Origin of the sequence: Salmonella sp. HY31, from assembly GCF_042604575.1 — a bacterium.
Classification (GTDB): domain Bacteria; phylum Pseudomonadota; class Gammaproteobacteria; order Enterobacterales; family Enterobacteriaceae; genus Salmonella; species Salmonella diarizonae.
In genome coordinates this window covers 1909517-1923576 of sequence record NZ_CP170479.1, presented here as the reverse complement: position 1 = coordinate 1923576, position 14060 = coordinate 1909517, and the positions used below count along the sequence as shown (strand labels likewise).

Below are 14060 nucleotides of genomic sequence, written 5' to 3'. Positions count from 1 at the left end.
AGAAATAATTTAAAAAGTTACTGATCTGATGAGCTTAATTTTTTATTGAAAAACCTCTATGAGGAAACATCTTAAAATCCAGTTAGTTATTATCATGACATCAGTGTTTTGACTACATAGATTATTGTGTTCTCCGTAACTTGGGTGGATTGTAACTATCCGGCATAATCAATCTGCCAACGAAGGAGAACGCTATGCGTAAAGCTCGTTTTACTGAGCAGTAAATTATCGCTGTGCTTAAGTCGGTTGAAGCCGGACGGACTGCTAAGGATGGTCTGTCACAAGACCTGTATCTCTGAAGCCACCTTGTACAACTGGAAGTCTAAATAGTGAGAAGTTGAAGGAAGATTTTCCGAAGCAACAAAAAACGGGAACGTTAAGTCCCCGTTTTTGTTTTTAACAATTATCGATATTACATATTCGCGATAATCGCGTCGCCAAACTCTGAACATTTCAGCAGCTTAGCGCCTTCCATCAGGCGTTCAAAGTCATAGGTCACGGTCTTCGCGGCAATCGCGCCTTCCATACCTTTAACGATTAGATCCGCCGCTTCGAACCACTGCATGTGACGCAGCATCATCTCCGCAGACAGAATAATGGAGCCTGGGTTGACTTTATCCTGGCCCGCATATTTCGGCGCAGTCCCGTGAGTCGCTTCAAACAGCGCACACTCATCACCGATGTTCGCCCCCGGTGCAATACCGATACCGCCAACCTGAGCCGCCAGAGCATCGGAAATATAGTCACCGTTCAGGTTCATACAGGCGATAACGTCGTATTCCGCCGGACGCAACAGGATTTGTTGCAGGAACGCATCGGCGATAACATCTTTAACTACGATCTCTTTACCCGTATTCGGATTCTTAATTTTCAGCCACGGACCGCCGTCGATAAGCTCACCGCCAAACTCGTCGCGCGCCAACTGGTAGCCCCAGTCTTTAAACGCGCCTTCGGTGAACTTCATGATATTGCCCTTATGCACCAGCGTGACGGAATCGCGATCGTTGGTAATCGCGTATTCAATCGCCGCGCGAACCAGACGTTTGGTGCCTTCTTCAGAACACGGTTTGATACCGATACCGCAGTGTTCCGGGAAGCGAATTTTCTTCACGCCCATCTCTTCGCGCAGGAACTTGATTACTTTCTCGGCGTCTGCAGAGTCAGCTTTCCATTCAATTCCGGCGTAAATATCTTCAGAGTTTTCACGGAAGATGACCATATCAGTCAGTTCCGGATGTTTCACCGGGCTTGGTGTGCCCTGATAGTAACGAACGGGACGCAGACAAACGTACAGGTCAAGCTCCTGACGCAGCGCCACATTGAGAGAGCGAATGCCGCCGCCAACTGGCGTGGTCAACGGACCTTTAATCGCTACACGGTAATCACGAATTAAATCAAGGGTTTCAGCGGGAAGCCAGACATCCTGGCCATAAACCTGTGTGGATTTTTCTCCGGTGTAAATTTCCATCCAGGAAATTTTACGCTCGCCTTTATAGGCTTTCTCGACGGCGGCATCGACCACTTTAAGCATGGCTGGAGTGACATCAACACCGATACCATCGCCTTCAATAAACGGGATAATCGGATTCTCAGGAACGTTGAGTTTGCCGTTTTGCAGGGTGATCTTTTTACCTTCCGCCGGAACAACTACTTTGCTTTCCATTCACCTCTCCTTCGAGCGCTTCTGGTTTGCTCGTCTGTCATCGCGCTGCATGTGCAATGGCGTCCTGCTGCACGACTGCGTTAGAGCAATTTTTTGTTAATGTTTTGTAATGAGCATGTCAATACTACCCTATTGTTTGCCGCCATGAAAGATACTCGTTATTGCGCTATAATGCGGCAATTAATAAGTTCTGAAAATACCATGCAAAAAACTTCTTTTAGAAATCACTACGTTAAGCGATTCAGCTCACGACAGGCATCTAAACCACGGAAAGAAAACCAGCCAAAACGCGTGGTTTTGTTCAATAAACCTTACGATGTGTTGCCACAATTTACGGATGAAGCAGGCCGCCGCACGTTAAAAGATTTTATTCCTGTGCAAGGCGTTTATGCCGCAGGCCGCCTGGACCGCGACAGCGAAGGACTTTTGGTGCTGACTAATGACGGCGCGCTACAGGCGCGTCTTACGCAACCGGGCAAACGTACCGGCAAGATTTACTATGTTCAGGTAGAAGGCATCCCGGATCACGAAGCGCTGCAGGCGCTTCGTACTGGCGTCACGCTCAACGATGGCCCTACCCTGCCCGCCGGTATTGAGATTGTCGCGGAACCGGACTGGCTGTGGCCACGCACCCCGCCGATTCGCGAACGCAAAAATATCCCTACCGCCTGGTTAAAAGTCACTTTATATGAAGGTCGTAACCGCCAGGTAAGGCGTATGACAGCGCATGTTGGTCATCCAACTTTGCGCCTGATACGTTATGCGATGGGAAACTATACGCTGGATAATCTTGCCAACGGTGAATGGCGGGATGCGACAGAATAAGGAAAAAACATGTTTAAACCACACGTGACCGTCGCCTGTATAGTACATGCCGAAGATAAATTTTTGGTGGTGGAAGAAACCATCAACGGTAAATCGTTATGGAATCAACCTGCCGGACATCTGGAAGCAGATGAAACGCTGGCGCAGGCCGCCGCGCGTGAACTGTGGGAAGAGACAGGCATTACGGCGCAACCACAGTGTTTTATCCGTATGCACCAGTGGATTGCGCCGGATAAGACCCCGTTCCTGCGCTTTTTATTTGCTATCAAGCTTGATCATATTTGCGCGACCGAACCCCATGACAATGATATCGATTGCTGCCGCTGGGTGAGTGCCGACGAAATTCTGAACGCGCCTAATTTACGATCTCCGCTGGTGGCTGAAAGCATTCGCAGTTATCAAACGGGACAACATTACCCCTTATCCATGGTGGGCGAATTTAACTGGCCATTTACAGAGGGTGTCAAGTAAAGGGCTGCGTGGTAGAATACGCCGCCTTGAAGTTCAATGTCGCGAGTATTCCAATGTCAGAAAGCCCAAAAAAAGTGATCGTCGGCATGTCCGGCGGTGTCGATTCCTCCGTTTCCGCCTGGCTGTTGCAACAACAGGGTTATCAGGTAGAAGGCCTGTTCATGAAGAACTGGGAAGAGGACGACGGTGAGGAATACTGTACCGCAGCAGACGATCTGGCTGACGCGCAGGCCGTCTGCGACAAGCTCGGCATTGAACTGCATACCGTCAATTTTGCCGCAGAATATTGGGATAATGTCTTTGAACTGTTCCTTGAAGAATACAAAGCAGGCCGTACGCCGAACCCGGATATTCTGTGTAATAAAGAGATCAAATTTAAAGCCTTCCTTGAATTCGCCGCAGAAGATTTAGGCGCCGACTATATCGCCACCGGCCACTACGTCCGTCGCGCGGATGTAAACGGCAAAAGCCGCCTGCTGCGCGGGCTCGACGGCAACAAAGATCAGAGCTACTTCCTCTATACGCTTGGTCATGAGCAGATTGCGCAAAGTCTGTTCCCGGTTGGCAAGCTGGAAAAACCGCAGGTGCGTAAAATCGCCGAAGATCTGGGGCTGGTAACCGCAAAGAAAAAAGATTCTACCGGTATCTGCTTTATCGGCGAGCGCAAATTCCGCGACTTTTTAGGGCGCTATCTGCCTGCGCAGCCGGGGAAAATCATTACCGTTGACGGCGATGAAATCGGCGAGCATCAGGGTCTGATGTATCATACGCTCGGTCAGCGTAAAGGGCTGGGAATTGGCGGCACCAAAGACGGTAGCGAAGACCCCTGGTATGTGGTGGATAAAGACGTTGAAAACAATGTGTTGATTGTCGCCCAGGGGCATGAACACCCTCGCCTGATGTCAGTAGGCCTCATCGCCCAGCAACTACATTGGGTTGATCGTGAACCGTTCACCGGCACCCTGCGCTGTACGGTAAAAACCCGCTACCGCCAGACCGATATTCCGTGCACGATTAACGCGCTGGATGACGATCGTATTGAGGTCATCTTTGACGAGCCGGTTGCCGCCGTTACGCCGGGCCAGTCCGCTGTCTTTTACAGCGGCGAAGTCTGCCTGGGCGGCGGTATTATCGAGCAGCGACTGCCGCTGACGGTCTGATTATTCAATACACAACATCATTCAAGTCGCCTCAAAGCGGCTTAAAAGATGAAGTGTATTTTATTTGATACAAGGAAGCAGTGATTGTGGCAAAGAATTATTATGACATCACCCTCGCGCTGTCTGGCATTTGCCAGTCGGCACGCCTGGTACAACAACTGGCGCACCAGGGGCACTGTGATGCCGACGCGTTGCACGTTTCACTCAACAGTGTCATTGATATGAATCCCAGCTCTACTCTGGGCGTGTTCGGCGGCAGTGAAGCTAACCTGCGTCTTGGTCTGGAAACGCTGCTCGGCGTGCTGAATGCCAGCAACCGACAAGGACTTAACGCCGAACTGACTCGTTATACACTTAGCCTGATGGTGCTGGAGCGCAAGCTGTCATCCGCCAAAGGCGCGTTGAATACGTTAGGCGATCGCATTAACGGCCTTCAGCGCCAGCTTGACCATTTTGATTTACAGTCAGACACGCTAATGAGCGCCATGGCGGGTATCTACGTGGATGTGATTAGCCCGTTGGGCCCGCGCATTCAGGTGACGGGCTCCCCGGCCGTACTGCAAAGCCCGCAGGTTCAGGCCAAAGTCCGCGCCTCGCTACTGGCAGGTATCCGCGCAGCCGTGCTCTGGCATCAGGTAGGCGGTGGTCGCCTACAGCTTATGTTTTCTCGTCATCGCCTGACGACTCAGGCAAAACAAATTCTTGCTCATTTAACCCCGGAGTTATGATCTATGGAATTATCCTCACTGACCGCCGTTTCCCCTGTCGATGGACGCTACGGCGATAAAGTCAGCGCGCTGCGCGGGATTTTTAGCGAATACGGTTTGCTGAAATTCCGTGTACAAGTCGAAGTACGTTGGCTGCAGAAATTAGCCGCGCACGCAGCGATCAAGGAAGTTCCTGCTTTTGCTGCCGACGCAAACGGTTACCTGGATACTCTCGTTGCAAACTTCAATGAAGAAGATGCTGCGCGCATTAAAACCATTGAGCGCACCACTAATCACGATGTGAAAGCGGTTGAGTATTTTCTGAAAGAAAAAGTCGCCGCGATCCCGGCGCTACATGCCGTTTCCGAGTTTATCCACTTTGCCTGCACCTCTGAGGACATTAACAACCTGTCACACGCGTTAATGCTCAAAACCGCGCGCGATGAAGTGATCCTGCCCTACTGGCGTCAGGTGATTAACGCGGTGAAAGATCTCGCCACGCAGTATCGCGACATTCCTCTGCTCTCCCGCACCCACGGCCAGCCAGCAACGCCTTCCACCCTGGGTAAAGAGATGGCGAACGTGGCATATCGTATGGAGCGTCAGTTTCGCCAGCTAAACCAGGTGGAGATCCTCGGTAAAATTAACGGCGCCGTAGGTAACTATAACGCGCATATCGCCGCCTATCCGGAAGTTGACTGGCATCAGTTCAGCGAAGAATTCGTCACCTCGCTGGGCATCCAGTGGAACCCCTATACCACCCAGATTGAACCGCATGATTATATTGCGGAACTGTTTGACTGTATCGCGCGCTTTAACACCATTCTGATCGACTTCGATCGCGATGTCTGGGGCTATATTGCGTTAAACCATTTCAAACAGAAAACCATCGCCGGGGAGATCGGTTCTTCCACCATGCCGCATAAGGTTAACCCCATTGACTTTGAAAACTCAGAAGGCAACCTGGGTCTGTCTAATGCGGTGTTACACCATCTGGCAAACAAACTGCCGGTTTCCCGTTGGCAGCGCGATCTGACCGACTCAACCGTCCTGCGTAACCTGGGCGTCGGCATCGGCTATGCGCTTATCGCTTATCAGTCTACCCTGAAGGGCGTCAGCAAGCTGGAAGTGAACCGCGATCGTCTGCTTGACGAACTGGATCACAACTGGGAAGTATTAGCCGAACCGATCCAGACCGTCATGCGCCGCTATGGTATTGAAAAACCCTATGAAAAACTGAAAGAATTGACCCGAGGCAAGCGTGTCGATGCCGAAGGAATGAAACAGTTTATTGATAGTCTGGCCCTGCCGGAAGCTGAAAAAACGCGCCTTAAAGCCATGACGCCGGCAAATTATATCGGTCGCGCCGTGACTCTGGTCGACGAACTTAAATAATGCGTGCCTCACCCTCTTTTCTTCAGAAAGAGGGTGACTATTTGTCTGGTTTATTAACTGTTTATCCCCAAAGCACCATAATCAACGCTAGACTGTTCTTATTGTTAACACAAGGGAGAAGAGATGATGCGCGTACTGGTTGTAGAGGATAATGCATTATTACGCCACCACCTGAAGGTTCAGCTCCAGGATTCAGGTCACCAGGTCGATGCCGCAGAAGATGCCAGGGAAGCAGATTACTACCTTAATGAGCACCTTCCGGATATCGCTATTGTCGATTTAGGTCTGCCGGATGAAGACGGTCTTTCCTTAATACGCCGCTGGCGCAGCAGTGATGTTTCACTGCCAGTGCTGGTGTTAACCGCGCGCGAAGGCTGGCAGGATAAAGTTGAGGTTCTCAGCTCCGGGGCCGATGATTACGTGACGAAGCCGTTCCACATCGAAGAGGTAATGGCGCGTATGCAAGCGTTAATGCGCCGTAATAGCGGCCTGGCCTCCCAGGTGATCAACATCCCGCCTTTCCAGGTGGATCTCTCACGTCGGGAATTATCCGTCAATGAAGAGGTCATCAAACTCACGGCGTTCGAATACACCATTATGGAAACGCTTATCCGTAACAACGGTAAAGTGGTCAGCAAAGATTCGCTGATGCTTCAACTGTATCCGGATGCGGAACTGCGGGAAAGCCATACCATTGATGTCCTGATGGGGCGTCTGCGAAAAAAAATACAGACCCAGTATCCGCACGATGTCATTACCACCGTACGCGGACAAGGATATCTTTTTGAATTGCGCTAATGAATAAATTTGCTCGCCATTTTCTGCCGCTGTCGCTACGGGTTCGTTTTTTGCTGGCGACAGCCGGCGTCGTGCTGGTGCTTTCTCTGGCGTATGGCATGGTTGCGCTGGTCGGCTATAGTGTGAGTTTTGATAAAACCACATTTCGTCTGCTGCGCGGCGAAAGCAATCTGTTTTATACCCTCGCTAAATGGGAAAATAATAAAATCAGCGTTGAGCTGCCTGAACATCTGGACATGCAAAGCCCAACCATGACGCTGATTTACGATGAAACGGGCAAATTATTATGGACGCAGCGCAACATTCCCTGGCTGATTAAAAGTGTTCAACCGGAATGGTTAAAAACGAACGGCTTCCATGAAATTGAAACTAACGTAGACGCCACCAGCACGCTGTTGAGCGAAGACCATTCCGCGCAGGAAAAACTAAAAGAAGTACGTGCAGATGACAATGATGCGGAAATGACCCACTCAGTAGCGGTGAATATTTATCCTGCTACGGCGCGGATGCCGCAGTTAACGATTGTGGTGGTCGATACCATTCCGATAGAGCTAAAACGCTCATATATGGTGTGGAGCTGGTTCGTGTACGTGCTGGCCGCCAATTTATTATTAGTCATTCCTTTACTGTGGATCGCCGCCTGGTGGAGCTTACGCCCTATCGAGGCGCTGGCGCGGGAAGTTCGTGAGCTTGAAGATCATCACCGCGAAATGCTCAATCCGGAGACGACGCGTGAGCTGACCAGCCTGGTGCGTAACCTTAATCAACTGCTAAAAAGTGAGCGTGAACGTTACAACAAATACCGCACGACCCTGACCGACCTGACGCATAGTTTAAAAACGCCGCTCGCGGTTTTGCAGAGTACGTTACGCTCTTTACGCAACGAGAAGATGAGCGTCAGCAAAGCCGAACCGGTGATGCTGGAACAGATCAGCCGGATTTCTCAGCAGATTGGCTATTATTTGCATCGCGCCAGTATGCGCGGTAGCGGTGTTTTGTTAAGCCGCGAACTACATCCCGTCGCGCCGCTGTTAGATAACCTGATCTCCGCGCTAAATAAAGTTTATCAGCGTAAAGGCGTGAATATCAGTATGGATATTTCACCGGAGATCAGTTTTGTCGGCGAGCAAAACGATTTTGTCGAAGTGATGGGCAACGTCCTGGACAACGCTTGTAAATATTGTCTGGAGTTTGTCGAGATTTCGGCTCGCCAGACCGACGATCATTTGCATATTTTCGTCGAAGATGACGGCCCAGGCATTCCCCACAGTAAACGTTCCCTGGTGTTTGATCGCGGTCAGCGCGCCGATACCCTACGACCAGGACAAGGCGTGGGGCTGGCTGTCGCTCGCGAGATTACGGAACAATACGCCGGGCAGATCATCGCCAGCGACAGTCTGCTCGGCGGCGCCCGCATGGAGGTCGTTTTTGGCCGACAGCATCCCACACAGAAAGAGGAATAAACATTTCTGTGCGTTCTTCCACGCATCTCGTTAAGCATCCGTTATAATCGGTGTCAGATACCAGCCTGCGGATACTTAACATGGAATACCAATTAACTCTTAACTGGCCCGACTTTCTTGAACGCCACTGGCAAAAACGTCCGGTGGTCTTAAAACGTGGGTTTACCAACTTTATCGATCCGCTCTCGCCGGATGAGCTGGCGGGGCTGGCGATGGAAAGCGAAATCGACAGTCGTCTCGTTAGCCATCAGGATGGCAAATGGCAGGTCAGCCACGGCCCTTTCGAAAGCTACGATCATCTGGGTGAGAGCAACTGGTCGCTGCTGGTGCAGGCGGTAAACCACTGGCACGAACCAACCGCCGCGTTGATGCGCCCGTTCCGCGCGCTGCCGGACTGGCGTATCGACGATCTGATGATCTCCTTTTCCGTTCCCGGCGGCGGCGTAGGCCCGCACCTGGATCAGTATGATGTGTTTATTATCCAGGGAACCGGTCGCCGTCGCTGGCGCGTGGGCGAAAAGCTGCAAATGCGTCAGCACTGCCCGCATCCCGACCTACTGCAGGTCGATCCGTTCGACGCCATTATTGACGAAGAACTGGAACCGGGCGACATTCTGTATATTCCGCCTGGATTCCCGCATGAAGGTTATGCCCTGGAAAACGCCATGAACTATTCGGTCGGTTTTCGCGCGCCCAATAGCCGTGAGTTGATCAGCGGTTTTGCCGATTACGTCCTGCAACGGGAGCTGGGCAACACATACTACAGCGACCCGAATATGCCGTCTCGCGAACATCCGGCGGATATCCTGCCGCAGGAGATGGATAAACTGCGCAATATGATGCTCGATTTGATCAATCAACCCGCGCATTTCCAGCAGTGGCTTGGCGAGTTTATCTCCCAGTCACGCCATGAACTGGATATCGCGCCGCCGGAGCCGCCGTATCAGCCTGATGAAATTTACGATGCCTTAAAGCAAGGCGAGGCATTGGTACGTCTCGGCGGGCTTCGCGTATTGCGTATCGGCGATGATGTCTATGCGAATGGCGAAAAAATAGACTCCCCGCACCGCCCCGCTCTGGAGGCGCTCGCCAGCCATATGGTACTGTCCGCCGACAACTTCGGCGCTGCGCTGGAAGACCCGTCTTTTCTCGCGATGCTGGCGGCGCTGGTGAACAGCGGATACTGGTTCTTCGAAGGATAAATTAACTGTAGCGCCGGATGGTGCTTCGCTTATCAGGCCTACAGGGTCAGCGATCCTGTAGGCCTGATAAGACGCGTTAGCGGCGTCATCTGACTTTGCGCCATCCGGCACTCAATCATCCGGCCGCAACATTACGGCTGCTTCGCCGTCAGCTCCGCAATACGTACAATCACCTGTACCGCTTTTTCCATCCCTTCCAGCGTCACAAACTCATGTTTACCATGATAGTTATATCCGCCAGTAAAGAGATTAGGACACGGCAGGCCCATAAACGAAAGCTGCGCCCCATCGGTACCGCCGCGAATCGGTTTCATCTCCGGCGTAATATGACAGTCGCGCATGGCCTGCTGGGCGATATCGAGAATATGCGGATACTCAACCACTTTGTCGCGCATATTGTAATAACTGTCTTCAATCACCAGTTCGATGTAGCAGTCCGGATGCAGCCCCTTACCGACTTTTTTGGCAATCTCCATCATTTTGCGTTTGCGCGCTTCAAATTGCTTACGGTCGAAATCGCGAATAATGTAATGCATGTCGGCCCGGTCAACGGTGCCCTTCATGCTGGCCAGATGATAAAACCCTTCGTAGCCTTCGGTGGTTTCAGGCGCTTCATCCGTCGGCACTTCCGCGTGAATCCTCGCCGCCAGCGACAGCGCATTGACCATTACGCCTTTCGCCGTACCGGGATGCACGTTATTGCCGACAATTTTGATATTCACCGAGGCGGCATTGAAGTTTTCAAACTCCAGCTCTCCCACGCCACCACCGTCGACCGTATAGGCCCACTGCGCGCCAAAGGCCTCAACGTCAAAGTGCTTCGCGCCTTTCCCTACCTCTTCGTCAGGCGTAAACGCCACTTTAATTTCGCCGTGGGGAATATTATTCCCTTTCAGCACCGCCAGCGCGGTCATGATCTCCGCAACACCGGCTTTATCGTCCGCACCCAGCAATGTCTTACCATCGGTAGTAATCAGCGTCTGTCCCAGCAATTGATGCAGTACCGGGAACATCACGGGTGACAACACCTCATCACCAATCCCTAATGCAATATCGCCGCCGCGGTAATTCTCGACAATCTGCGGGTTAACGTTTTTACCGCTGAAATCCGGAGAGGTATCCACATGGGAGATAAAACCAATGGCGGGAATATCACCCTCAACATTGGCCGGGAGCGTCGCCATCAACGTCCCTTTTTCGCTTAATGTAATGTTAACCAGCCCCATCTCTTCGAGCTGTTGTTTGAGCAAACGTAGTAACTTCCACTGTCCCTCAGTGCTGGGAACCTGCCGAACACCCGACTTTGATTGGGTATCCAGCGATACGTAGTGTAAAAAACGCTCAAGTAGTTTATCCATGCAGTCACCCTCACTTTTCGTGACAACATTATTCATAAGCAAGAAAAGACAAATATTGCGTCAGGTCACTTTTATCCCTGCAAACAAGAATATTTCACTTTGACACGCTTTCTGACTATAAAGCTAAGTCAGTAATTCGCAACAAGGATTGGCGATTACAGTGGTTTGCCGTAGAATGACCGCCCTCATTAAGAGTGATTAAGGTGGTTAACCACAAACCCCGCAGCGGTCAGCCATCCGTTGCGTCTACATGGGACAGAGTAAGAAATTGAATAAACAACCGCGTTCGCTTTCACCGCTGGTGCTTTTGTCGGGAATTAGCAAAAGTTTCGATGGCAAAGAGGTCATTTCGCAACTGGATCTGACCATTAACAACGGCGAATTCCTCACGCTGCTTGGCCCTTCCGGCTGTGGTAAAACAACCGTTCTTCGCCTGATTGCCGGTCTGGAAACCGTTGATGCCGGGCATATTATGTTGGATAACCAGGATATTACCCACGTTCCCGCCGAAAATCGTTATGTGAATACCGTATTTCAAAGCTACGCTTTATTTCCGCATATGACGGTGTTTGAAAATGTCGCGTTTGGCTTACGAATGCAAAAAACACCCGCTGCCGAGATAGCGCCTCGCGTAACCGACGCGCTGCGTATGGTGCAGCTTGAAGAATTTGCACAACGTAAGCCGCACCAGCTTTCCGGCGGACAGCAGCAGCGTGTGGCTATCGCCCGCGCGGTAGTGAATAAGCCTCGTCTGTTATTACTGGATGAGTCGCTCTCCGCGCTGGACTATAAATTGCGCAAACAAATGCAAAACGAGCTTAAAGCATTACAGCGTAAACTCGGTATCACGTTTGTTTTTGTCACTCACGATCAGGAAGAAGCGCTAACCATGTCCGATCGTATCGTGGTAATGCGTAATGGCGTTATTGAGCAAGACGGCACGCCGCGTGAAATCTATGAAGAGCCTAAAAATCTGTTTGTCGCTGGTTTCATCGGTGAAATTAACCGCTTTGACGCTACCGTCATTGAACGGCTTGATGAGCAGCGCGTCCGCGCCAATGTCGAAGGTCGGGAGTGCAATATTTACGTCAATTTCGCTGTCGAACCAGGTCAAAAGCTGAATGTACTGCTGCGACCCGAAGATCTACGCGTCGATGAGATCAACGATGATAACCACATCGAAGGGCTTATCGGCTACGTACGCGAGCGCAATTACAAAGGTATGACGCTGGAGTCGGTGGTTGAACTGGAAAATGGCAAAATGGTGATGGTCAGCGAATTCTTCAACGAAGACGATCCTGACTTCGACCATTCACTTGACCAAAAAATGGCCATTAATTGGGTAGAAAGCTGGGAGGTCGTACTGGCTGATGAAGAACACAAGTAAATTCCAGAATGTAGTGATTGTCACTATCGTCGGTTGGCTTGTGTTGTTTGTCTTTCTGCCCAACCTGATGATCATTGGCACCAGCTTTCTGACCCGTGACGACGCCAGGTTCGTCAAGATGGTCTTTACGCTGGATAACTATGCGCGCCTGCTCGATCCGCTCTATTTTGAAGTGCTTCTGCACTCTCTGAATATGGCGCTGATCGCCACCCTCTCCTGCCTGGTGCTGGGCTATCCTTTTGCCTGGTTTCTGGCGAAGCTACCGGAAAAGATACGCCCGTTATTGCTGTTTTTGCTGATCGTTCCTTTCTGGACCAACTCGCTGATCCGCATCTATGGGCTGAAAATTTTTCTGAGCACTAAAGGCTATCTCAATGAATTCCTGTTGTGGCTGGGTGTGATTGATACGCCGATTCGCATCATGTTCACCCCGAGCGCAGTTATTATCGGCCTGGTTTACATTTTACTGCCGTTTATGGTCATGCCGCTCTACTCCAGCATTGAGAAGCTCGATAAACCGCTACTGGAGGCCGCACGCGATCTCGGTGCCAGTAAAATACAAACGTTCATCCGCATCATTATTCCATTGACCATGCCAGGCATTGTCGCCGGTTGCCTGCTGGTGATGCTGCCGGCAATGGGACTGTTTTACGTCTCCGATTTGATGGGTGGCGCGAAAAACCTGCTGATTGGCAACGTGATTAAGGTGCAGTTCCTGAATATCCGCGACTGGCCGTTTGGTGCGGCCACCAGCATTACGCTGACCATCGTGATGGGACTGATGCTGCTGATTTACTGGCGGGCTTCCCGCTTGTTGAATAAGAAGGTGGAACTTGAATGATCGGTCGACTGCTGCGTGGCGGTTTCATGACTGCCATCTACGCGTATCTGTATATTCCCATCATTATTCTGATTGTGAACTCCTTCAACAGTTCGCGGTTCGGCATTAACTGGCAGGGCTTTACCACTAAATGGTACGAACTGCTGGTCAATAACGACAGTCTGTTGCAGGCCGCTCAACATTCGCTGACGATGGCGATTTTCTCAGCAACCTTCGCCACGCTAATCGGCTCGCTGACAGCGGTGGCGCTTTATCGCTACCGCTTTCGCGGGAAGCCATTCGTCAGCGGGATGCTGTTTGTGGTGATGATGTCGCCGGATATCGTGATGGCGATCTCCTTGCTGGTGCTGTTTATGTTACTCGGCATTCAACTGGGCTTTTGGTCGTTGCTATTCTCGCATATTACCTTTTGCCTGCCGTTTGTGGTCGTCACGGTCTATTCGCGCCTGAAAGGCTTTGATGTCAGAATGCTGGAGGCCGCAAAAGACCTGGGGGCCAGTGAGGTAACGATTTTACGTAAAATCATTCTGCCGCTGGCGATGCCAGCGGTGGCGGCGGGCTGGTTGCTGAGCTTTACGTTGTCGATGGACGATGTGGTGGTCTCGTCGTTTGTCACCGGGCCGGGCTATGAAATTTTACCCTTAAAGATTTATTCCATGGTAAAAGTCGGCGTTTCACCAGAAGTGAACGCGCTGGCGACCGTGTTATTGGTGCTGTCTCTGGTAATGGTCATTGCCAGCCAGCTTATTGCTCGTGATAAAACCAAGGGCCGGTAAGGCCCGTAATTCAG

At 51.1% G+C, this 14060-nt stretch carries 13 protein-coding genes; 11 read left to right on the top strand and 2 right to left on the bottom strand.

The features are described from left to right. Positions 1 to 412: 412 nt before the first annotated feature. Entirely contained in the window at positions 413 to 1663 is a 1251-nt protein-coding gene (gene icd, locus ACE15A_RS08965; protein ID WP_000444464.1) for an NADP-dependent isocitrate dehydrogenase, read from the bottom strand. Positions 1664 to 1834: 171 nt separating this feature from the next. On the opposite strand from icd, the gene rluE reads away from it, so the two are divergent. The 8 genes from rluE to ACE15A_RS08925 all read left to right on the top strand — a co-directional run bounded on the left by rluE (position 1835) and on the right by ACE15A_RS08925 (position 9684). Next, positions 1835 to 2488 (top strand): 23S rRNA pseudouridine(2457) synthase RluE, encoded by a 654-nt coding sequence (gene rluE, locus ACE15A_RS08960; RefSeq protein ID WP_023248266.1) that lies wholly within the window; start codon positions 1835 to 1837, stop codon positions 2486 to 2488. Positions 2489 to 2497: 9 nt separating this feature from the next. Beyond that, the gene (locus tag ACE15A_RS08955; protein ID WP_053509495.1) at positions 2498 to 2959 is read left to right on the top strand and encodes an NUDIX hydrolase; all 462 of its coding nucleotides are present in this window, start codon (positions 2498 to 2500) and stop codon (positions 2957 to 2959) included. 53 nt (positions 2960 to 3012) lie between these two features. Next, complete coding sequence (gene mnmA, locus ACE15A_RS08950) at positions 3013 to 4119, top strand: tRNA 2-thiouridine(34) synthase MnmA (protein ID WP_053509497.1); 1107 nt, start codon at positions 3013 to 3015, stop codon at positions 4117 to 4119. Positions 4120 to 4205: 86 nt separating this feature from the next. Then, positions 4206 to 4847: a high frequency lysogenization protein HflD gene (hflD, locus tag ACE15A_RS08945; RefSeq protein ID WP_053509585.1), complete on the top strand. Its 642-nt coding sequence runs from the start codon at positions 4206 to 4208 to the stop codon at positions 4845 to 4847. 3 nt (positions 4848 to 4850) lie between these two features. Beyond that, on the top strand, positions 4851 to 6221 hold the full coding sequence (purB, locus tag ACE15A_RS08940) for an adenylosuccinate lyase (RefSeq protein ID WP_023248262.1): 1371 nt from the start codon (positions 4851 to 4853) through the stop codon (positions 6219 to 6221). 126 nt (positions 6222 to 6347) lie between these two features. Beyond that, positions 6348 to 7019, top strand: a complete 672-nt coding sequence (gene phoP, locus ACE15A_RS08935; RefSeq protein WP_053509587.1) for a two-component system response regulator PhoP — start codon at positions 6348 to 6350, stop codon at positions 7017 to 7019. Continuing rightward, positions 7019 to 8482 carry a two-component system sensor histidine kinase PhoQ gene (gene phoQ / locus ACE15A_RS08930; protein WP_053509499.1) on the top strand — a complete coding sequence of 488 codons (1464 nt, stop codon included), beginning with the start codon at positions 7019 to 7021 and terminating at the stop codon, positions 8480 to 8482. Before phoP ends, phoQ begins: the two co-directional genes overlap by 1 nt. Before the next feature lie 80 nt (positions 8483 to 8562). Beyond that, on the top strand, positions 8563 to 9684 hold the full coding sequence (locus tag ACE15A_RS08925) for a cupin domain-containing protein (protein WP_053509501.1): 1122 nt from the start codon (positions 8563 to 8565) through the stop codon (positions 9682 to 9684). 131 nt (positions 9685 to 9815) lie between these two features. Here ACE15A_RS08925 and pepT read toward each other — a convergent pair whose 3' ends face one another. After that, positions 9816 to 11042, bottom strand: coding sequence for a peptidase T (gene pepT / locus ACE15A_RS08920; RefSeq protein WP_053509503.1), 1227 nt, complete (start codon positions 11040 to 11042; stop codon positions 9816 to 9818). Positions 11043 to 11292: 250 nt separating this feature from the next. On the opposite strand from pepT, the gene potA reads away from it, so the two are divergent. The 3 genes from potA to potC are packed head-to-tail and all read left to right on the top strand — an operon-like array spanning position 11293 to position 14046. Continuing rightward, the gene (gene potA, locus ACE15A_RS08915; RefSeq protein ID WP_023248258.1) at positions 11293 to 12429 is read left to right on the top strand and encodes a spermidine/putrescine ABC transporter ATP-binding protein PotA; all 1137 of its coding nucleotides are present in this window, start codon (positions 11293 to 11295) and stop codon (positions 12427 to 12429) included. Then, the gene (potB, locus tag ACE15A_RS08910) at positions 12413 to 13270 is read left to right on the top strand and encodes a spermidine/putrescine ABC transporter permease PotB (protein ID WP_023248257.1); all 858 of its coding nucleotides are present in this window, start codon (positions 12413 to 12415) and stop codon (positions 13268 to 13270) included. The genes potA and potB overlap by 17 nt, the downstream gene beginning before the upstream one ends. Beyond that, positions 13267 to 14046: a spermidine/putrescine ABC transporter permease PotC gene (gene potC / locus ACE15A_RS08905; protein ID WP_053509505.1), complete on the top strand. Its 780-nt coding sequence runs from the start codon at positions 13267 to 13269 to the stop codon at positions 14044 to 14046. The genes potB and potC overlap by 4 nt, the downstream gene beginning before the upstream one ends. The last annotated feature ends 14 nt before the right edge of the window (positions 14047 to 14060 follow it).

Excerpts from the sequence above, each read along its gene's own strand:
- icd (WP_000444464.1), bottom strand. The coding sequence starts at position 1,663 with ATGGAAAGCAAAGTAGTTGTTCCGGCGGAAGGTAAAAAGATCACCCTG.
- rluE (WP_023248266.1), top strand. The coding sequence starts at position 1,835 with ATGCGGCAATTAATAAGTTCTGAAAATACCATGCAAAAAACTTCTTTT.
- ACE15A_RS08955 (WP_053509495.1), top strand. The coding sequence starts at position 2,498 with ATGTTTAAACCACACGTGACCGTCGCCTGTATAGTACATGCCGAAGAT.
- mnmA (WP_053509497.1), top strand. The coding sequence starts at position 3,013 with ATGTCAGAAAGCCCAAAAAAAGTGATCGTCGGCATGTCCGGCGGTGTC.
- purB (WP_023248262.1), top strand. The coding sequence starts at position 4,851 with ATGGAATTATCCTCACTGACCGCCGTTTCCCCTGTCGATGGACGCTAC.
- phoP (WP_053509587.1), top strand. The coding sequence starts at position 6,348 with ATGCGCGTACTGGTTGTAGAGGATAATGCATTATTACGCCACCACCTG.
- phoQ (WP_053509499.1), top strand. The coding sequence starts at position 7,019 with ATGAATAAATTTGCTCGCCATTTTCTGCCGCTGTCGCTACGGGTTCGT.
- ACE15A_RS08925 (WP_053509501.1), top strand. The coding sequence starts at position 8,563 with ATGGAATACCAATTAACTCTTAACTGGCCCGACTTTCTTGAACGCCAC.
- pepT (WP_053509503.1), bottom strand. The coding sequence starts at position 11,042 with ATGGATAAACTACTTGAGCGTTTTTTACACTACGTATCGCTGGATACC.
- potA (WP_023248258.1), top strand. The coding sequence starts at position 11,293 with ATGGGACAGAGTAAGAAATTGAATAAACAACCGCGTTCGCTTTCACCG.
- potB (WP_023248257.1), top strand. The coding sequence starts at position 12,413 with ATGAAGAACACAAGTAAATTCCAGAATGTAGTGATTGTCACTATCGTC.
- potC (WP_053509505.1), top strand. The coding sequence starts at position 13,267 with ATGATCGGTCGACTGCTGCGTGGCGGTTTCATGACTGCCATCTACGCG.